We start from the raw sequence: 19,051 nt of genomic DNA, 5'->3' as shown, positions 1-19,051 counted from the left end.
CAAGCGCACGCGACGAGGAGCACCGGCCCATGTCCACCCCCCTTGCACTGGTCAGCGGCGGCTCGCGCGGCATCGGCCGCGCGGTGGCCGTCGAGCTGGCGCGGCGCGGCTACGACGTCGCGATCGGCCACCGCGAGCAGTCCGCCGCGGCGCGCCAGACCGTCGAACAGATCGAGTCGCTCGGCCGCCGCGCCCACCTGCACGCCTGCGACGTGGGCGACGCGGCGGCGGTGGCCGAGTGGCTCGGCCTGGTCGAGCGCCACTGCGGCGTGCCCGACGCGCTGGTCAACTGCGCCGGCATCACGCGCGACGCGCCGGCGGTCGCGATGGCCCCGGCCGACTGGGACGAGGTGCTGCGCATCAACCTCGGCGGCGTGTTCCACCTGTGCCGCCGGGTCGCCTTCGGCATGCTCAAGCGCCGGCGCGGCGCGATCGTCAACCTGTCCTCGGTGTCGGGCCGCTACGGCAACGTCGGCCAGGCCAACTACGCCGCCTCCAAGGCCGGCATCGAGGCCTTCTCGAAGACGCTGGCCAAGGAGATGGCGCGCCACGGCGTGCGCGTCAACGTGGTCGCGCCCGGGCTGATCGACACCGACATGGCCGCCGCCCTGGCCGCCGAGCCGCGCGAGCGCATCACCGCGCGCATCCCGCTGGCGCGCGTCGGCCGGCCGGAGGAGGTGGCGCGCACCGTCGCCTTCCTGGTGTCGGACGACGCCAGCTACATCACCGGGCAGGTGCTGGGAGTCGACGGTGGCCTGGTCATCTGAGGCGCAGCGCCGTCCGGCCGCCGTGCAGCTGGTGCGCGCGGTCGACCTGCCGCCCGGCGATGCCGGCACGTGGCGCAGCCTGCACGCCAGCTTCACGCTCGCCGCGCACCACCCGATCGCGCTCGGCCACTACCCGGGCCACCCGATCGTGCCCGGCACCTGCCTGCTCGAGGCCGCGCTGCAGGCCGTCGAGCACGCGCTGCCGCCGGGCGAGCACACCGCCCATGCGCTGTGCGGCATCGAGGCGCTGCAGCTCGAGCGGCCGGCACACCCGGGCGAGGCGGTCGAGCTCGAGGTGCAGGCCGCCGGCCTGGCGCCGGACGGGCTGCACCGCTGGCGCGTCGCCTTCGAGAGCGGCGGCCGGCGGCTGGCACGCGCGACGCTGGTCACCGGCGAGCGCGGCGCAGGGGCGGCCGCCGACACGCCGGCCTGGCGCTGCGGGCCCGACTGGGCGCTGCTCGCACCCGCGGACGTCGCGGCGCGCCTGCCGCACCGCGCGCCGATGCTGCTGGTCGACCGGGCCGCGCGCGCGCCGGACGGGCTGCGCCTGGTCGCCGAGCGCACCATCACGCTGGCCGACTGCTGCTATGCCGAGGCCGGGCACCGGCCGGCCAGCGCCGAGCTGGCCTTCCCGCCGCTGCTGGTGCTCGAGTCGATGGCGCAGGCCGCCGGCCTGCTGCTGCTCGACCGTCCACCCGGCGCCGGCGCGGTGCTGCTGCTGGGCGGCGCACGCCGCTTCGAGGTGCTCGGCAGCGCCGCGCCGGCCGAGCCGCTGCGCCACGAGCTGGTGCTGCGGCGCCGCTTCGGCGCGGCCGCTCTGGTCGGCGGCACCTGCTACGCCGCCGGGCGCCCGATCGCCCGCCTGCACGACCTGCTCGTCGTCGCTCAGCTGCCCGAGCCGGGCGACGCCCCGTTCACCGTCCCGACCCCACCACGCACAGGAGCCATCCGACATGCAAGCTGAACTGAACGTCGACACCATCCGCCAGATCGTCGCCGAGGTCCTCGAGACCGGGCCGGAGCTGGTGCTGGGGGCCACGCACTTCATCCACGACCTCGGCGCGGACTCGCTGCGCATCATCGAGATCCTGGCCCGGCTGGAGGCCGAGTTCGGAATCGTGATCGACCAGTCCGCACTGGCCAGCATGGTCTCGCTGGACGCGGTCTGCGACGTCGTGCGCGGCGCCGGCTGCGTCGGGGCCTGACGTGGCGCCGGCCGCAGGCGCCGCACGGGCCCGGGTGGTCGTGACCGGGCTGGGCGTGATCAGCAGCATCGGCACCGACCGGCAGGCCTTCGCGCGCTCGCTGCGCGAGGGGCGCTGCACGGTCGCGCCGATCCTCAGCTTCCCGACCGAGGGGTATCCGTATGCCCATGCCACCGAGGTGCAGGACCTGGGGGTGCTGCAGGACGACTACGACCTCCTGACGCCGCGGCTCGGGCGCGCCAGTGCCTTCGCGGTGCTGGCCGCGCGCCAGGCGGTGGCCGACGCCGGGCTGGACCGTGCCGCGCTCGAGCGCGCACAGGCCGGCGTGGTGCTGGGCTCGACCAACGGCGAGTCGCAGCAGATCGACAGCGTCGTGCGCCGCGCGATGTTCGACGGAGCGCAGGCCGTGCCCCCGGGCGACTGGGCGGGTGCGTCGGCCGGCCGCATCGCCGGCGCGGTGGCCGCCGAGCTCGGCCTGCCCGGCGGCGGCATGGTGCTGGCCACCGCCTGCGCCGGCAGCAACTACGCGATCGGCGCGGCGCTGGATGCGATCCGCGACGGCGAGGCCGAGGTGATGCTGTGCGGCGGCGTCGACGCGGTGTGCCGCTGGACCTACTCGGCCTTCTTCCGCATCGGCGCGGTGACGCCCGACGTGCCGCGTCCGTTCGACCGCGACCGCCGCGGCCTGCTGACCGGCGAGGGCGCCGGCGTGCTGGTGCTCGAGTCGCGCGAGCACGCGCTGGCGCGCGGCGCGCGCATCTGGGCCGAGGTGCTCGGCTATGCGACCAACTGCGACGCGCGCCACATGGTCGCGCCGGACCGCGACAGCGTCGCGCGCTGCATGCGCCTGGCCCAGGCCGACGCCGGCATCGCGCCGCAGGAGGTGGACTATGTCAGCGCGCACGGCACCGGCACGCGCGCCAACGACGTGACCGAGTCGGGTGCGATCCGCGACGTGTTCGGCGCGCACGCGCCGCCGGTCAGCTCGATCAAGTCGATGATGGGCCACACGATGGGCGCGGCCAACGTGATGGGCGCGCTGGCCTGCCTGGTCGGCATGGACGAGGACTTCTTGCCGCCGACCATCGGCTTCCGCACGCCGGACCCGGAGTGCGACATCGACTGCGTGCCGAACCAGGCGCGCCCCGCGCACATCCGCGTGGCGCAGAACAACGGCTTCGGCTTCGGCGGCAACAACGCCATCGTCGTGCTGGCGCGCCACGCACAGGAGGCTTGCGCATGAGGCACCACGAATCCACGGCCTCGCTGCCGCAGCGCGGCACTGCCGGGGTCACCGAGGCGGCGCGCCGCGCCCCGCGAGCGCCGCTGGCCCTGCTCGGCTTCGGCGTGGTCTCGCCGTTCGGCATCGGCGTGCGCGCGTTCGCTGCCCAGCTGCGCGCCGGCCGCTTCGCCGCGCCGGCGCAGCCGCCGGCCGAACCCGGCCGCTGGCCGGAGGCCGCGGCGTACTGGCTGCGCGACTTCGACGCCCCGGCGCTGCTCGGCGGCAAGGGCGTCGCGACGATGAATCGCATGACGCACCTGGCGCTGCTCGCCTGCGGCGAGGCGCTGGCTCTGCGCACACCGCGCGACGACACGCAGCGACGCCGCAGCGGCGTCGTGCTCGGCTCGCGCGGCGGCAGCATGCAGAGCATCGCCGACTTCGTGCGCAGCACCTACGTCGGGCTGCCGCACATGGTCAGCCCGATGCAGTTCCCGAACGCGACGATGAACGGGCCGGCCGGCCACTGCGCGATCTGGCATGGGCTGGAGGGCCTCAACGCCAGCGTCTGCGCGGACGAGCTGAGCGGCCTGGCGGCACTGCACTACGCCGCGCGCATGCTGCGACAGGGGCGCGCGGACCACCTGCTGGCCGGCGCGGTGGAGGAGTTCGCGCCCTACAACGCCTGGGCCCACGAGGCCGGGCGCGCCGCCGACGGCCGGCCCTACGCCGAGGCGGCGGTGATGTTCGCGCTCGCCACCGAGGCCGACGACGCTCCCGCGCAGCTGCTGGCCACGCGGCTGCGCCACCTGCCCGCGGGCCCGGACGGCAGCACCGACCTCGCGGCCGGCCTGCAGCGCGAGATCGAGGCCTTGCTCGAGGACGCCGGCTGCCGGCCCGCCGACCTGGCCTGGGCGCTGGGCGGCGCCTGGTCCGGCACCGCGGCACTCCCGGCACAGCAGGCCGCCTTCGAGGCCGTGCAGCCGGGGCTGGCGGGGGCCGCACGCCGTCTCACCGCGCAGTCGCCCGGTGCGTTCTGCCATGCCCACGGCGCCGCCACGGCGCTCGACCTGGCGACCGCACTGCTGGCTGCGCCGTCCGGGCTGGGCGTGCTGACCGCGGTGGGCGAGGGCGGCCAGGTCGGCGCGGTGCTGGTGCGCAAGCTGCGCCACGTCGAGGACGTCTGAGATGTCGCGCCGCCTCGCCCCCGCCCAGCGCATCGAGCGCACCGTGGCCGGCCAGCTGCTGGTGGTGGAACGCCACGACCCGCCCGAGCCCGAGCCGTCGCCGCAGCATGTCTTCCTCGTGCACGGCATGGCCGACACCGCGGCCACCTGGCTGCCGCTGCGCGAGCACGCGCCGAGGGCGGTCTGGTGGACCTTCGAGATGCCCTGGTCCGGTCGCGGCGGCAATGACTGGCCGCATCGCCTGACGGCCACCGACTGGTGGCGTGCCGCGCTGGCATGCTGCCCCGCCGAGCCGGACCTGTGCGTCGGCCATTCGTTCGGCGCGATGGTGCTGCTGGACTGGCTGTGCGGCAACGGGCCGCGGCTCGCGCCGTGCCGCCTGATGCTGGTCGCGCCGTACTTCCACGGCGGCGCGCGCGACGTGAGGTGGACCGACCTGGACCACTTCGCCGGCGCCGTGCCGCAGCGCATGGCCGCCGCGCTGCAGGCCCAGCTCGAGCCCGGCGACGCGCCGCTGCCGCGCGTGCAGGAGGCCATGGTGCGGCTGCTGTCGCGCCGCATCCTGCCCGACGGGCTGCTCGAGTTCTTCCGCCTCTACCTGGGCAGCCGGCTGTGGGACCTGCGGCGCCTGGGCTGTGCCGCCGACGTGCTGGTCGGCTGCGACGACGAGGCGCTGGTGCACGACAGCGCGGTCGCGCTGCAGCGCGCGCTGCCGGCCGGCCGGCTCCACCAGGTCGCCGCCTGCGGCCACTATCCGATGCACGAGCAGCCCGAGGCGCTTGCGCGCGCGCTCGCCGTCGCGCTCGATCCGCCGGCCACGCTGCCGGCCGCGCTGCCGGCGCCGGCCTTGCCGCCGGCGCCGCTGCACTGGCTTGCCCCGGAGCGCCGCGCCGCGCTCGCCGCCGGAGCGTTGCGATGAGCTCGCTGCCCGTGGCGCAGCCGGCCGGCGCACCGCCGCGGCTGGTGTTCCATTTCGGTCTGCGCAGCCCGTACTCGTGGCTGGCCGAGCGGCTGCTGGAGCGCTTCGTTGCGCCGCACGACCGACCGCGCATCGAGGTGGTGCCGTACTGGGACCCGCGGCCCGACACGCTGGCGGCGCTGCAAGCGCGCCGCGCCACGGTGCTGTACCGCGCGATGTCGCGCGAGCGCCACCTGTACATCCTGGGCGACGTCAAGGCCGCGGCGCGGCGGCTCGGTTTGCCGCTGCGCTGGCCGGTCGACGGGCCGCAGCCCGACTGGGAGCTGCCGCACCGTGCCTGCCTCGCGGCCGGTCCGGATGCGGCCGGCGACACGCTGCGCCGCTCGCTGTTTGCCGCGCGCTTCGAACAGGGGCGCGACATCTGGCAGGCCGACACGGTGCAGGCCGTGCTGCGCGACTGCGGCGTGCCGGCCGCCGAAGCGCCGGTCGACGCGGAGCCGGCGGTCGACGCGCTCGAGCGCGGCTACCGGAACGGCGTGTTCGGGGTGCCGTTCTTCGTCGTCGGGCGCGAACGCTTCTGGGGCGTGGACCGGCTGCCGTTCGCGCTGCGCGCGGCCGGGCTGCCATGGCGCCCGCTGGCCGAGGCCTGGCTCGGGGAGGGCGCGAGATGATCGGCATCCGCGACGCGGCCTACACGCTCGGGCCGCAGGTCGACACCGTCGAGGCCTGGTGCGCGGCGCAGGGCCGGCCCGGCGAGGCCGCCGCCGCGCTGCGGCGCAGCGGCGTCGAGCGCTTCCACCGCGCCACGCCGCAGGCCCAGCACGAGCTCGCCCGCAGCGCGCTCGAGCGCGTGCTCGAGCGTGCCGGCGTGGCGCCGTCGCAGGTGGACGCGCTCGTCACCTGCCACACCTCGCCGCTGAACACGCTGCCGGCGCCGCTGTCCTTCGCCGGCGAGCTGCGCCGTGCCGGCGGACTGCGCCGCGCCCTGGCCTTCGCGGTCGGCCAGCAGCAGTGCGTCTCGGCGCTGCATGCGCTGCGCCTGCTCGACTGGCTGTTCGAGCGGCAGCCGGGCTGGCGGCATGCCGTGGTGCTGTGCGCCGACACCGTGCTGGTGGAGGCGCTGCGCCCGCTCGGCGAGGCCGGCATGCACTCCGACGGCGCGGCCGCGCTGTTGGTGCAGCGCGATGCGCGCAGCCGGCTGCGCGGCCTGCACACGTACAACCACCCGCGCCCGTCGCGCGGCATCCTCGAGGACGGGCGCTACGAGGCCGACCCTCACTACCTGTGGGCGCTGATCTCGCTGGTGCGCCAGGTGGCGCGTGCCGCCGGCCTGCAGCCGGGCGACTTCGCCAGCGTGCTGCCGCACAACGTCAACCTGCCGGCCTGGCGGCAGGCGATGGATGCGCTGCGCCTGCCGCGCGAGCGGCTGTTCGAGCGCAACTTCTCCCGCATCGGCCACACCTTCGGCTCCGACGCGGCGATCAACCTGGCCGACTCCGGCGCGCTCGTGCAGCCGGGGCATCACCTGGTGGTCGCCAGCGGCATCGGCGGCACCTTCGGCGGCTTCGCCCTCAGCACCGACCCCGCATGAACACACCTATCGCCACCTGCGCGCCGGCGCTGATCCCCGGCACCGACCTCCCGATGATCGAGCTGCTGCCGCTGCAGGCGACCCATGCGCGCATGGTCTCCGGCTGGCTGGCCGACCCGCGGGCGCGCTGCTGGCTCGACCTCGACAGCGGCCGCCAGGAGATGGACGAACGCTCGCTGTTCCTGATGCTGACCGGACGGCGCTGCCATGCGCGACTGACCCGCGTGCCCGGCAGCGACGCACCCTACGGCCTGGTGTGCCTGAACGACTGCGCCAACGAGATGGGCAGCGCCGGCATCTGGGGTGTGCGCGGCCACTACGGTGCATCGCTGCCGAACGCGGCGGTGGCGGCGTTCCTGCTGCAGCTGGCCAATGGCTTCCTCGAGCTCGGTCGCGAGGTGATCGGCTCCTGGGTGGTCGAGGGCAACCAGTTCTCGGTGGCGATGCACGAGCGACTCGGCCTGCGCCTGACCGGCCGGCAGCGTGCCCGCCACCGCATGAACGGCCGGCTGCACGACCGGCTGCTGTTCGACATCACGCGCGCCGAGTTCGCCCAGCGCTACCCCCGGGTGCCGTCGGAAACCGGCCGCACCTTCGCGGCGCTGGCCGCTGCCGAGCCGGCGCCCTCGGCCGGAGCCCGCGCGTGAGCGGCAGCGACATCGGCATCGTCGCCGCGGCCTTCGAGCTGCCGGGCGCGCCGCGCGACGTCGAGGCCTGGGCGCAGGCCGAGGGTGTGTCGCCGCGCCTCGTCGACAGCCTGCTGGCGCACGGCTGCCGCCAGTTCCACGAGCTCGACGGCGGCAGCGATGCCGACTTCATCGACGCCGCGCTCGCGCGGCTCGACGCGCCACCCGGCTGGGCGCGCGACGTGCGCTACCTGGTGCACGCCCACACCCAGGCCTTCAGCATGCCGGCGCCGCCGAGCTCGTTGCTGGCCGAGCTGGCGCAGCGCCACGGGCTGCGGCCGGCGCTCGCCTTCTCGGTGGGGCAGCTGGCCTGCGCGTCGGCGATCGTCGCGGTCGACCTGGCGGCGCGGCTGCTGCGCGAAGACCCGCAGGCGCGCTACGCGCTGGTGGTCACGTCCGACCGCGTGTTCGGCGACGCGCGCTACCGCATCCAGGGGCGCACCAGCGTGCAGAGCGACGGCGCCTCGGCCCTGCTGCTCGGGCGCGAGGGGTTGCGCTGCCGGCTCGGCGCGGCGAGCGTGCGCCAGTTCGCCGCGCTGCACGCCGGGCCGTGCACGCCTGCGCTGGCGCTGGCGATGGCGCGCCAGCTGTGGCGCCACACTGCTGCGCTGCTGCGCGAGCACGAGGCGGCCGGCGGGGTGCCGCTGGCGGCCTACCGCGAGATCCTGCCGGCCAACGCCGACCGGGCCGACTGGCTCAAGGTGCAGGATGAGCTGAACCTGGCGCCCGGGCAGGTGTTCCTCGACAACGTCGGGCGGCGCGGCCACGCCTGCTGCGCCGACCTGGCCGTCAACCTGGTGGACCGCGGCTTCGCGCTGCTGGCCGGGCAGCCGGCGCCGCTGCTCGCCTTCGGGCAGTCCAACGTCGGCGCCTTCTCGGCCCTCACGCTCTGGCCGGCCGGGGAGCTGCAGGCATGACGCTGCTGACGCTGCACTCGCTGGCCACCTGGCAGCCGCCGCTGCGCGCGCAGGACAGCCTGCTCGGCAGCGCGTTGCCGGGCACCTACTTCCACCTGTTCGACGCTGCCGGCGCCGCGTCGCGGCCGCCGACCGTGCGACGCGGGCTCAGCACGCTCGCCTGCCCGCCCTACGAGGTGCCGGTGGCCGACCCCGCCGGCAACGTGGCCCAGCTCGCCTGCGGCGCGGTCGATGCGCTGCTGACCGGGCAGGCCGCGCTGAAGCCGCGCATCGGCCTCGCGCTGCACGCGCAGTGCACGCTGAACCAGCAGATCCTCGGCTCGAGCTGCCTGCGCGTGGTGCACGAGCACCTGCCGCAGGTGGCGCGCAGCTTCAGCGTCGGCCAGCTCGGCACGGCCGGGCTGCCGGTCGCGCTACGGCTGGCGGCACTGCAGCTGGCCGACGGTGCACCCGCCGGGCTGGCCTGCCTGAGCGCGTCCGACAAGTGGATCGCGCCGTTCTTCCGCCGCACGCCGGGCGTCGTGACCTTCGGCGACGCCGCCGCGGCCTGCCTCGTGGGGCGCGGCGACGGGCCGGGCGTGGCCCGCATCGAGGGCCTGGCCTGCGTCTTCGAGCCACCGGCCGCCGACCCCTGGACCGCCACGCCGGAGACGGCGCGCGAGCAGCTCGTGCGGCTGGCCACGCAGGCGGTGCAGGGCCTCGCGCTGCCGCCCGGCGCCGCGCCGTGGCTGGCCGGCGACCGCTGCGACGCGGCGGTGTGCCGTGCGGTGGCGCAACGCACCGGCCTCGCGCCGCTGGACGAGCCCGATGCCGGCCCGGCCTGGCACGCCGGCTCGGCCGAGCCTCTGTTTGCGATCGCCCGCGGCGTGGCCGCCGCAGCGCGCAGCGGCCGGCCGGTGGAACTGGTCGTCTGGACCGCCTCGTCCGCCGGCGCGGCCGGCGCGCTGCACGTGCGCTGCGACCCTGCCGCGCAGGCCGGCGGCGGCGCCTGGCGCCCGGCCGCGCCGCCGACCTCCCCCGCCCCGTCAACCAGGAGCCCTTCATGAGCAGACTGCTGTTCCTCGCCGCCGGCGACGGCCACGGCTACACCGACCTGCACGACCGCTTCATCCTCGACGACCTGCCCGCGCGTGTCACGGTGCTGGCCAACAGCGCCACGGCGCGCTGGTTCGAGGGCCGCGCCGTCGAGCTCGAGCGGGTGCGCTGGCACGACGTGGAGGCGATCCGCCGCCGCGTGCTCACGCTGCACGCCGAGCAGCCCTTCACCGCGCTGGTCACGATCGACGAACGCATGATGGAGCTGGCCGCGGCGCTGCGCGACGAGCTCGGCCTGCCCGGACTGCGCGGCGCCGACGTGCCGCGCTTCCGCGACAAGCCGACGATGAAGCGCGTGCTCGGCGCGGCCGGCGTGCGCGTGCCCGAGTTCGCGCACGCCGACGACCGTGCCGGCGTCGAGGCACTGCTGACGCGCCACGAGCGCATCGTCATCAAGCCGGTCGACGGCATGGGTTCGGCCGGCGTGGAGTTCGCCGACACGGTGCAGGACGTCGCGCGCTGGTACGCGGCCCATCCGGGCGAGCGGGCCGCCTACGAGGCCGAGGAGTTCATCGCCGGGCCGATGTACCACGTCAACGCGGTGGTGCGCGGCGGCCGGCCGCTGCTGACGCTGGCGGCGCCCTACCTGCCCGGCATGGCGCCGGTGGACTTCGGCGTCGGCGCGCCGCTGGCCAGCGTGCTGCTGGACGACTCGCCGCTGCAGCGCCGCCTGATGGACTTCTCCGACCGGGTGATCGAGGTGCTCGGCCTGGTCGACGGCGTGACCCACCTCGAGTGCTTCGTGACGCCGGGCGACGAGATCGTGTTCTGCGAGATCGCCGCGCGGCCGGCGGCCGGCGGCATCGTGCGCATGATGGAGGCGCGCTCGGGCGTCAACTACGGCCGCGCCGCGGTGCTGCTGGCGCTCGGCCTGGGCGGGCGCATCGTGCCCGGGCACGCCCCCGGCGAGACGGTGGGCATGCTCGGCTTCCGCATCCCGTCGGCGCAGCTGGTGCGGCGCATCGCCTCGGCCGACGAGTTCGGCGACCCCTGGATCCGCTACCGCCGCATCGACGGCGAGGCCGGCACGCTGGTGGCCGGCGCCTCGCACTGCACCGACTTCGTCGGCCTGTTCGTCTTCAGCGCCGCCGACCGGCCGGGCTTCGAGCGCCGCCTGGCCGAACTGCGCACCCGCTTCGACCAGCGCCTCGAGCTGGCCCCGATCTAGCTCCCACCCACGCAAGGACTCGCCATGAACACCGTCACCCCGCAGGAAATCCTCGCCCTCGGCGGCGCCGACGTGAGCGCCACGCTGCACGCGCTGCTGGCCGACGTGCTGAAGCTGCCGCCCACCACCGTGCTGCAGGCCGACAGCAACCTCTACGAGCTCGGCCTGGAGTCGCTCAACGTCGTGGACGTGCTCACCGGCATCGAGACGCGCTGCGATATCGTGATCGACGTCGAGGACCTGAACACCGAACTGTTCACGCGCTTCGGCAACCTCGTGCAGTTCGTGCAGGCGCAGGTCGATGCGTCCCGTTGAGCCGGTCCTGACGGTGGTCAGCGCCGCGCGCGTGGTGCCGCCGGCCTGCGGCCTGGCGGACTGGCGCCGCGAGGCGCTGGCCTGCTGGGACGACCCCGCGCCGCAGGCCTACCGCGACCTGTGCCGCATCGCCTTCGACGGCACCGGGCTCGACCCGCGCGGGCTGTGCGCGCAAGCGCCGGCCGACGGTGCCGACAGCCCGCGTGCGGCCGATTCGAGCCAGCTCGAGCTGGCGCGCAGCGCGGTGCAGACGCTGCAGCCGCCCTGGAGCGCCGGCACGCAGACGCGGCTGCTGCTGTACGCGACCAGCGGCGTCGACGAGGACATCTTCCACTCCACCGCCAGCTGCCTGGCCGCCGAGCTCGGCGCATCGGCGGTGCCGCACCCGGGGCTGGGCCAGCTGCAGGGCGCCTCGCTCGATCTGGCCGCCGCGCTGCTGGACCAGGCGCTGCCCGCGCCGGGCGCGGCCGGGCTGTTCGTCGCGGTGGAGCGCTGGCCGCTGCCCTACCCGCGCCTGTGGGGCGGCAGCGTGCTCGCCGACGGCGCCGCCGCGCTGGGCTTCGTGCGCGGCCACGCGGTCGGCCTGCAGTACCTCGGTGGTGTGCAGCACGGGCACGACCCGTTCGTCGTGGTCGACGGCGCGCGGCAGGCCGGGATCCGGCGCGACGCGCTGGAGCAGGCGGCGGGGCAGGCGATCGTCGCGCTGCAGCGCGCGCACCCGGACGTCGCCGTCGACGGCTGGCTCGGCTGCGCGCTCGACGTCGCACTCGACGACCGGCTGCGCGGGCGACATGCCCCGGCCGCCCGCCACGTGCTGGCCGCCCCGCCGGACGCCGGGCAGCTCGGCACCATCACCGCCGCCGGCGCGCTGGCCGAGCTGCACGCACGCTGCGCCGCCGGGCTGGTGCCGCACGGCTGCGTGCTGCTGGCCTGGAACGCCAGCCTGGGCGGCACCGTCTGCGCCTCGCTGTGGCGCGTCAACCGCATCGGGGAGGACGCATGAACGGGGCCCTCTCCGACCGCGCGCTGCCGGTCGCGCCGGCGGCCGAGCCGGTGCTCGCGCCGCTCGCGGCGCTGGCCGCCAAGCTCAGCCTGGCGATGCTCGCGCCGCTGCTGGCAAGCCTGTACGTCGCACGCCTGGTCGCCGCGCAGGGCGAGGTGGTGTTCTCCGGCTACTCGATCGTCTCGGCCACCCACACCGCGCTGTTCATCGTCGGCTCGAGCTTCCTGCAGGTGCTGTACTTCCTCGGCGGGCGCGCGCTCGGCGCCGGCGACGCGCTGGCCTACCGGCACGGCATGCGCGCCGGGCGCCGCTACGCGATCGTGTTCGGCCTGGCGACCAGCGCCATCTGCGCGCTGGCCGGCGTGGCGCTGCAACTGCTCGGCTATGCGCGCGAGCTGGTCGCGGTGGTTGCCTGGCAGGGCCCGGTCGCGGCGCTGGCCGCGTTGCCGGCCTTCCTGCTGGTGGTCGGCCGGGTGCATGCCTCGCTGCACGGGCGGGCCGGCTTCGTCACCGCGGTGGCCGCGGTCGGCGCCGGCGCGGCCGCGCTGGCCGCCACCGCGGTGGTGAGTGTCGGTGCGCCCGGCCCGCAGGAGGCCGCGCTGCGCGTGCTGGCCGCGCTGGCGGCGGTGCAGTGGCTGATGCTGCTGGTGGTGCAACGCGGCCTGCGCTCGCTGCCGCTGCAGGCCTCCGGCGACGCCGCGGCCGATCCTGTCGGGCGCCGGCTGCGCCAGGCCGGCCGCGACATGTGGTCCTACGGCTGGCCGATCGGTGCGGTCGTGCTGATGGACAACGCGCTGACGCTGTCGAGCACGCTGGCCGTCGGGCGCTGGTGGATCGATGCGCTGCCGGCGCACTCGGTGGTGGTGCTGTGGGTCGCGCTCGGGCTGATCGTGCCGTTGGGCATCGCGCAGGCGGGCGTGCAGCACGTGGCCATCGCCCATGCACGCGGCGAGCTCGCGACGCGCAACCGCGCCGCGGTCGCCGCGCTGCTGCTGGCCGGGGCCTACGGCGTGGCGGCGGCGCTGCTGCTGCGCACCTTCGCCGTGCCGGCCGGCGAGCTGCTGCTGCCGCCGGCGGCCGGCGGCGGCGAGCAGCACGCCTTCTGGCGCAGCTTCATGCCGCTGGGCGGTGTGGTGCTGGCGGCCGAGGGCGTGATCGTGGTCGCCGCGGCCCTGCTGCGCGGCATGGGCCTGACCCGCGCGCCGCTGCTGCAGGCCCTGGTGGGCTACGCGCTCTTCGGCACCGGCGGGCAGCTGCTGTGCGCCCGCGTGCTCGGCCTCGGGCCGGTCGGCATCTGGTGGGGCCTGGTGATCGGCTTCGGTGTCACCGCGCTGGTCGTCACGCTCCACTGCCTGCATTCGCTCGGCCTGCTGGGCCGTTCCACTTCCTCCCCGCCAAGAAAGGCATCCACATGAAGACGCTCAAGCTCACCGACTGCCACCAGGTCCTCGAGGCCTTCGACGCCAACCTCTCGGCCAGCAAGTTCCGCGAGGTCTCGCTGGCGGAGACGCAGGTCGAGTTCGCCACCATGGAGCGCGCGCGCTTCCACAACGTGCACTTCGCGGGCGCGCAGTTCGACGAGTGCTCGTTCAACGGCGTGGCGCTGCGCGGCGGCAACTACGCCGGCATGACGATCGACGGCCTGGACGTCGAGGCCATGCTGGCCGCCCAGCGCGGCCAGGCCGCCGTGGCGCGCTGAGGGCCGCCGATGCGCACCGAGCTGCAGGCGCTGGCACGGCGCGTGCGCCACGAGGACCCGCAGGGCTGGCAGGCGGTCGAGGCGCTGGTGGCCGAGCTGCCGGAGATCGCGCGGCGCGGCGATGCGCGCGGCGACCTCGACGCCGACCTCTGGGACCGCGTGCCGGCCGGCGTCTTCAACCGCATCAACATGCCGCCGGCCTACGGCGGCGCGGCGCTGACCGCGACCGCGCTGCGTCGCGCGATGGTGTTCGAGCATGTCGGCCGGGTCTGCCCGGCGGTGCCGATCGGCCTGCCCGGGCCGGGGCTGTCGACACCGCCGGTCGACGCGCTCGGCACCCCGGCGCAGAAGCAGGCCTACTTCGACGCCTTCATCGCCAGCCCGGGGCCGCGCTGGGGCGCTTTCGCGATCACCGAGCCGCAGGGCGGCTCGGACGCGACCGCGATGCGCACCGTGGCGCGCCGCAGCCCGGACGGCGACTACGTGCTGGACGGCCAGAAGTGCTTCATCAGCAGTGGCGCGCGCGCCGACGCGGTGGTGGTGTTCGCGACGCTGGACCCGGCCAAGGGCCGCTTCGGCGTGCGCGCCTTCTGGGTCGACAAGGGCACGCCGGGCTTCCATGTCGACCGCTGCGAGGACATGCTGGGCCTGCGCGCCAGCCAGCTCGCGGCGCTCTCGTTCACCGGCTGCCGCGTGCCGGCCGAGCGCATGCTCGGCCACACCGGTGCGCGCGGCCCGCTGATCGACGCCTTCGCCGGCGCGCAGAGCGCCTGGGACTACATGCGCCCGGCGCTGGCCGCCGGCATCAACGGCGCCTGCCTGGGCCTGCTCGAACATGCAGGCGATCTGCTCGCGCAGGGCGAGGCCGGGACCGACCCGCGCCGGCTTGCCGCGATCCGTGCCGGCCTCGACGAGTTCGGCGCGCGTGTCGAGGCGGCGCGTCTGCTCGCGCTGCGCGCGGCCTGGCGCTTCGACCGCGGCGAGCGCATCTCGCCCGATGCCTCGATGGCCAAGGCGCACTCGTCGACGCTGGCGATGGCACTGGCGCTGCGCCTGGCGGCGTGGTTCCCGGAGCGCGCCGCACGTCGTGGCGAGCGCATCGAGCGCTTCTGCCGCGACGCGAAGGGCTTCGACATCCTCGAGGGCACCGGCGACATGCAGCGCCTGATGCTGGCCCGCGCCGCCGAGGCGCGCACCGCCCACTGACCTTGCGAACCGAGCCATGACACGACCCATCGCCTCACCTGCTGCGGACGACACCGACCTGGTCGATTTCGGCGTGCCCGAGGACCTGCAGCCTTACCTCGACGCGGCCGCCGACGTCGCGCGTGCCCCGGCGGCGCGGCGCGCCGAGGCGGTGCGCACGCTCGGCCTGGCCGAGGTGCTGCCCGAACTCGCGCCGGCCGCCGCCTGCAGCCTGCTGTTCCATGCCGCGCGCGTGCTGGCGCAGGCCGACCCGGCGGCCGCCTGGGCCGGTCTGCACGCGGCGCCGGCCGTGTGGCTCGCCGGGCCGCACGGCGCGCCGGTGGCCCTGCCCGCCGTGCCCGCCGGCGGCTGGTGCGCCTGGCTGGCGCGGCCGGAGGAGGGCGCGGGCGTGCTTCTGCTCGACCCCGCGGCGCGGCGCTGGCGGCGCGGCACCGCCGCGCCGGACTGGGACGGCGGCGCACCGCTGACCGGGCTGGGCGGCGCGCGCCTCGTGCGGCTGCCCGAGCCCGACGGCGACACCGCCTGGCAGGCGGCAGGCGACGCCGCCTGGCAGGCCCATGCCGACGCGCAGCTCGCGCTGCACGGCGGGCTGATCGCCGGTACCGGCGCCCGCCTGCTCGACGAGGCCTTCGAATACGCCGCGCTGCGCCCCTCGGCCGGCAAGCCGCTGCTGCAGCACCAGGCCGTGGCACTGCGGCTGGCCGACGCCACGATGGCCCAGGCGTCGCTCGGCCTGTACCTGCAGGCCCTGGCCTGCGGCGGCACGGCCGGCCAGGCGCCGGCGGCCGGCTATGTGGCCGAGGTCGCCTGCGGCATTGCGCGCGACGCGCTGCAGACCGCCGCCGGGCACGGCTATGTCGACGGCCTGCCCTTCCTGCGCCTGTTCGAGGCGATGCAGGCGCTGTGCGCAAGGTTCGGGGCGCTGGCGCTGCCGCTGTGCGCCCCGGTCACCGAGGAGGCCTGAGCATGCCCACGCTGCTGCACCACCTGATCGACCAGCACCTGCCGGCCCGTGCCGGCGCCGCGGCGCTCGTGCACCGCGACCGCACGTTCGACTACGCAGCGCTGGCCGCGCTGCAGGACGGCTTCGCCGGCGCGCTGCGGCGGCGCGGCATCGCCGCCGGCGAGCGCGTCGCGGTGTTCCTGTCCAAGTGCCCGGAGGCGGTGGCCGTGGCCTTCGGCAGCAGCAAGGCCGGGGCCTGCTTCGTGCCGGTCAACCCGCTGCTCAAGCCGGCCCAGCTGGCACACGTGCTGCGCGACTGCGCGGTGCGCTGGCTGGTGACCTCGCCGGAGCGCCTGGCGGCGCTCGCGCCGCTGCTGCCGGGCTGCCCGGCGCTGGAGCGCATCGTGCTGGTGGGCGCCGGCGCGGTGGACGCGCCGGCGGCGCTGCCCTGCGAGCGCTGGGACGAGGTGCTCGACGCTGCAGCGGCGCCGCGCGTGGACGCGGTGCTGGACGGCGACCCGTGCGCCATCCTCTACACCTCCGGCAGCACCGGGCTGCCCAAGGGCGTGGTGGTGAGCCACCGCAACTTCGTCAGCGGCGCAGCGAGCGTGGCCGCCTACCTCGGCAACCGGGCCGACGACCGGCTGCTCGCCGCGCTGCCGCTGTCCTTCGACGCCGGCTTCTCGCAGCTGACCACGGCCTTCACGGTCGGCGCCTGCGCCGTGCTGCTGGAGTACCTCACCGCGGCCGAGGTGCTGCGCACGCTGGCGCGCGAGCGCATCACCGGGCTGACCGGCGTGCCGCCGCTGTGGATCCAGCTCGCGCAGGCTGCCTGGCCGCCGGAGGCGGCGCGCCACCTGCGCTACTTCGCCAACACCGGCGGCAAGCTGCCGCGCGCCACGCTGCAGCGCCTGCGCGAGCAGGCGCCAGGGGCGCTGCCGTTCCTGATGTACGGCCTCACCGAGGCCTTCCGATCGACCTACCTGCCGCCCGAGGAGGTGGACCGCCGCCCCGATTCGATCGGCCGCGCGATCCCGAACCAGGAGGTGATGGTGCTGCGGCCCGACGGCAGCCGCTGCGGCCCGCGCGAGCCCGGCGAGCTGGTCCACCGCGGCTCGACCGTGACGCTGGGCTACTGGGGCGATGCGGTGCGCACCGCCGAGCGCTTCAGGCCCTGGCGCAGCCCGCACGGCGGCGTTCTGCGCGACGAGTGGGTCGTGCACTCGGGCGACACGGTCGAGATGGACGAGGACGGCTTCCTCTACTTCATCGGCCGGCGCGACGAGATGATCAAGAGTTCAGGCTACCGCATCAGCCCGGTGGAGATCGAGGAGGCGGCCTACACCAGCGGACTGGTGGCCGAGGCGGCGGCGTTCGGCGTGCACGACGAGCGGCTCGGGCAGGCGGTCGTGCTGGCCGTGCACGCGCCGCAGGCCGGGGGCTGCGACGCGGCCGTGCTGCGCGCCGCGCTGCAACGCGCCTTGCCGACGTACATGGTGCCCGGGCGCATCGTCGCGTTCGAGGCGCCGCTGCCGCGCAATGCGAACGGCAAGATCGACCGCGCCGGGCTGTCGCAGCAGCTCGCCCGGCCGCTGACGGCGGGTGCCTGAGCGGGGGTGTGCGCCTCAGCGCCGGCCGATGCGTTCCAGCGCCGCCTCCACCGCCTTGCACAGCGTCTTCAGCACCTTGATGCGGGCGAAGTACTTGTTGTTGGCCTCCACCAGCGTCCAGGGCGCCTCGGCGGTGGAGCAGCGTTCGACCATGTCGCACACGGCGGCCTCGTAGGCGTCCCACTTCTCGCGGTTGCGCCAGTCCTCCGGCGTGATCTTGAAGCGCTTGAACTCGACCGTCTCGCGCTGCTTGAAGCGCCGGTACTGCTCGTCCTTGTCGATGGCGAGCCAGAACTTCACGAGCACGCTGCCGTGCCGCACCAGCGCCTGCTCGAAGTGGCCGATCTCGCCGTAGGCGCGCGCCCAGTCGGCCTCGGCGCACAAGCCCTCGACGCGTTCGACCAGCACCCGGCCGTACCAGCTGCGGTCGAACAGCGCGAAGCGGCCGCGCCGCGGCAGGTGGCGCCAGAAGCGCCACAGATAGGGCTGGGCACGCTCTTCCTCGGTGGGCGCGGCCACCGGGATGCTGTCGACCTGCGTGGCTTCCAGCGCACCGGTGACGCGCCGGATCGCGCCGCCCTTGCCGGCACCGTCGTTGCCCTCGAACACCACCACCACCGAGAGCTGCGCGAAGCGCGGGTCGCGCGCCGCCAGCGCGAGGCGGCCCTGCCACTTCTCGAGCGCGCGTTCGTACTCCGCGCGGGTCATCGGCTGCTCGAGCTGCAGCGCGCTGATCACGTTGACGCGGTCGGCCGGCGCGGGCAGCGGCGGCGTTCGGTCGGGCGCGGCGGCCGCGCCGCGCCTGTCGTCGAGCCGCTCGCGCAGCGCCGCCAGCAGGTGGCGGCCGACCGTCAGCGCGCGGTAGGCCGGGTCGGCCGCAGGCACCACGATCCACGGCGCCCGGGCGGTGGAGGTCTGGCGCACGAAGGGCTCGCAGACCTCGACGAAGCGGTCGTAGCGCTTGAAGTAGGACCACTCCTTGGCGCCGACGCGCCAGCGCGTGCGCGGGTCCTTCTCGAGCGCCGCCAGCCGCTTGCGCTGCTGCGGCTTGGAGAGGTGGAACCAGTACTTGAGCAGCAGCACGCCCTCGTCGCACAGCATCGTCTCGAGGCGCTGGATGTCGTCGGTGGCCTGCGCGAACGCGCCGCCGCCGAGCCGGCCCAGCACGCGCTGCACGATCGGCTCGGTGTGCCAGGCGCCGAAGAAGATGCCGATGCGCCCGCGCGGCGGCAGCGCGCGCCAGAAGCGCCAGTGCGGCGGACGCTCGGCCTCCTCGTCCGAGGGCGGGCCGAACGCGGTGTTGCGGATGTGGCGCGGGTCCATCCACTCGTTGAGCAGGTGCACCGTCTCGCGCTTGCCGGCGCCCTCGACGCCGGCGATCAGCACCAGCACCGCGAAGCGGCCGTCCAGGTGCAGGTCGTACTGCGCGTTGAGCAGCGCGGCGCGCAACAGCGCGGCCTCGCGCTCGTAGGCCTCCTTCGGGACCTCGTGCTTCAGGCTGGCGGCTTCGAACATGGGCGC

Annotated in this window: 20 protein-coding genes; 19 read left to right on the top strand and 1 reads right to left on the bottom strand. The window is 75.6% G+C overall.

The features are described from left to right. Positions 1-29: 29 nt before the first annotated feature. From fabG to D9C15_RS17955, 19 genes are read left to right on the top strand one after another with little or no spacing between them, the layout of a single operon-like run. The gene (fabG, locus tag D9C15_RS18045; RefSeq protein ID WP_127999798.1) at positions 30-767 is read left to right on the top strand and encodes a 3-oxoacyl-ACP reductase FabG; all 738 of its coding nucleotides are present in this window, start codon (positions 30-32) and stop codon (positions 765-767) included. Then, the gene (locus D9C15_RS18040; protein WP_127999796.1) at positions 751-1,731 is read left to right on the top strand and encodes an ApeI family dehydratase; all 981 of its coding nucleotides are present in this window, start codon (positions 751-753) and stop codon (positions 1,729-1,731) included. Before fabG ends, D9C15_RS18040 begins: the two co-directional genes overlap by 17 nt. Beyond that, positions 1,721-1,972: an acyl carrier protein gene (locus tag D9C15_RS18035; protein ID WP_127999794.1), complete on the top strand. Its 252-nt coding sequence runs from the start codon at positions 1,721-1,723 to the stop codon at positions 1,970-1,972. The genes D9C15_RS18040 and D9C15_RS18035 overlap by 11 nt, the downstream gene beginning before the upstream one ends. Position 1,973: 1 nt before the next feature. Continuing rightward, on the top strand, positions 1,974-3,215 hold the full coding sequence (locus D9C15_RS18030) for a beta-ketoacyl-[acyl-carrier-protein] synthase family protein (RefSeq protein ID WP_127999792.1): 1,242 nt from the start codon (positions 1,974-1,976) through the stop codon (positions 3,213-3,215). After that, a complete protein-coding gene (locus D9C15_RS18025) occupies positions 3,212-4,378 on the top strand; it encodes a beta-ketoacyl synthase N-terminal-like domain-containing protein (RefSeq protein WP_127999790.1) in 1,167 nt (388 codons plus the stop codon). Before D9C15_RS18030 ends, D9C15_RS18025 begins: the two co-directional genes overlap by 4 nt. A gap of 1 nt (position 4,379) precedes the next feature. Further along, a complete protein-coding gene (locus tag D9C15_RS18020) occupies positions 4,380-5,297 on the top strand; it encodes an alpha/beta fold hydrolase (RefSeq protein WP_127999788.1) in 918 nt (305 codons plus the stop codon). Continuing rightward, on the top strand, positions 5,294-5,968 hold the full coding sequence (locus D9C15_RS18015) for a DsbA family protein (protein ID WP_127999787.1): 675 nt from the start codon (positions 5,294-5,296) through the stop codon (positions 5,966-5,968). Before D9C15_RS18020 ends, D9C15_RS18015 begins: the two co-directional genes overlap by 4 nt. Then, positions 5,965-6,888 carry a 3-oxoacyl-[acyl-carrier-protein] synthase III C-terminal domain-containing protein gene (locus D9C15_RS18010; protein WP_164886766.1) on the top strand — a complete coding sequence of 308 codons (924 nt, stop codon included), beginning with the start codon at positions 5,965-5,967 and terminating at the stop codon, positions 6,886-6,888. The genes D9C15_RS18015 and D9C15_RS18010 overlap by 4 nt, the downstream gene beginning before the upstream one ends. Then, entirely contained in the window at positions 6,885-7,535 is a 651-nt protein-coding gene (locus tag D9C15_RS18005) for a GNAT family N-acetyltransferase (RefSeq protein ID WP_127999783.1), read from the top strand. The genes D9C15_RS18010 and D9C15_RS18005 overlap by 4 nt, the downstream gene beginning before the upstream one ends. Further along, positions 7,532-8,491 carry a beta-ketoacyl-[acyl-carrier-protein] synthase family protein gene (locus D9C15_RS18000; protein ID WP_127999781.1) on the top strand — a complete coding sequence of 320 codons (960 nt, stop codon included), beginning with the start codon at positions 7,532-7,534 and terminating at the stop codon, positions 8,489-8,491. Before D9C15_RS18005 ends, D9C15_RS18000 begins: the two co-directional genes overlap by 4 nt. Then, entirely contained in the window at positions 8,488-9,537 is a 1,050-nt protein-coding gene (locus tag D9C15_RS17995) for a hypothetical protein (RefSeq protein WP_127999779.1), read from the top strand. The genes D9C15_RS18000 and D9C15_RS17995 overlap by 4 nt, the downstream gene beginning before the upstream one ends. Continuing rightward, positions 9,534-10,754 (top strand): ATP-grasp domain-containing protein, encoded by a 1,221-nt coding sequence (locus D9C15_RS17990; protein ID WP_127999777.1) that lies wholly within the window; start codon positions 9,534-9,536, stop codon positions 10,752-10,754. Before D9C15_RS17995 ends, D9C15_RS17990 begins: the two co-directional genes overlap by 4 nt. 24 nt (positions 10,755-10,778) lie before the next feature. Beyond that, positions 10,779-11,069 carry a phosphopantetheine-binding protein gene (locus D9C15_RS17985; RefSeq protein ID WP_127999775.1) on the top strand — a complete coding sequence of 97 codons (291 nt, stop codon included), beginning with the start codon at positions 10,779-10,781 and terminating at the stop codon, positions 11,067-11,069. Further along, positions 11,056-12,072: a hypothetical protein gene (locus D9C15_RS33445; RefSeq protein WP_164886765.1), complete on the top strand. Its 1,017-nt coding sequence runs from the start codon at positions 11,056-11,058 to the stop codon at positions 12,070-12,072. The genes D9C15_RS17985 and D9C15_RS33445 overlap by 14 nt, the downstream gene beginning before the upstream one ends. Then, entirely contained in the window at positions 12,069-13,487 is a 1,419-nt protein-coding gene (locus D9C15_RS17975; RefSeq protein WP_127999773.1) for an MATE family efflux transporter, read from the top strand. The genes D9C15_RS33445 and D9C15_RS17975 overlap by 4 nt, the downstream gene beginning before the upstream one ends. Continuing rightward, entirely contained in the window at positions 13,484-13,771 is a 288-nt protein-coding gene (locus tag D9C15_RS17970; protein ID WP_127999771.1) for a pentapeptide repeat-containing protein, read from the top strand. The genes D9C15_RS17975 and D9C15_RS17970 overlap by 4 nt, the downstream gene beginning before the upstream one ends. A gap of 9 nt (positions 13,772-13,780) precedes the next feature. Beyond that, entirely contained in the window at positions 13,781-14,977 is a 1,197-nt protein-coding gene (locus D9C15_RS17965; RefSeq protein ID WP_127999769.1) for an acyl-CoA dehydrogenase family protein, read from the top strand. 16 nt (positions 14,978-14,993) lie between these two features. Next, positions 14,994-15,941, top strand: coding sequence for an acyl-CoA dehydrogenase family protein (locus D9C15_RS17960; RefSeq protein ID WP_127999767.1), 948 nt, complete (start codon positions 14,994-14,996; stop codon positions 15,939-15,941). A 2-nt stretch (positions 15,942-15,943) separates the two neighbouring features. Beyond that, positions 15,944-17,530: an acyl-CoA ligase (AMP-forming), exosortase A system-associated gene (locus D9C15_RS17955; RefSeq protein ID WP_127999764.1), complete on the top strand. Its 1,587-nt coding sequence runs from the start codon at positions 15,944-15,946 to the stop codon at positions 17,528-17,530. A 15-nt stretch (positions 17,531-17,545) separates the two neighbouring features. Here the strand turns inward: D9C15_RS17955 and pap are convergent, their stop codons facing one another. After that, on the bottom strand, positions 17,546-19,045 hold the full coding sequence (gene pap / locus D9C15_RS17950) for a polyphosphate:AMP phosphotransferase (RefSeq protein ID WP_127999762.1): 1,500 nt from the start codon (positions 19,043-19,045) through the stop codon (positions 17,546-17,548). Positions 19,046-19,051: the final 6 nt, after the last annotated feature.

It is taken from the genome of Piscinibacter defluvii, assembly GCF_004011805.1.
GTDB lineage: Bacteria > Pseudomonadota > Gammaproteobacteria > Burkholderiales > Burkholderiaceae_C > Piscinibacter > Piscinibacter defluvii.
The sequence above is the reverse complement of the archived record's forward strand: the minus strand, read 5'-3'. Positions and strand labels throughout refer to the sequence as shown.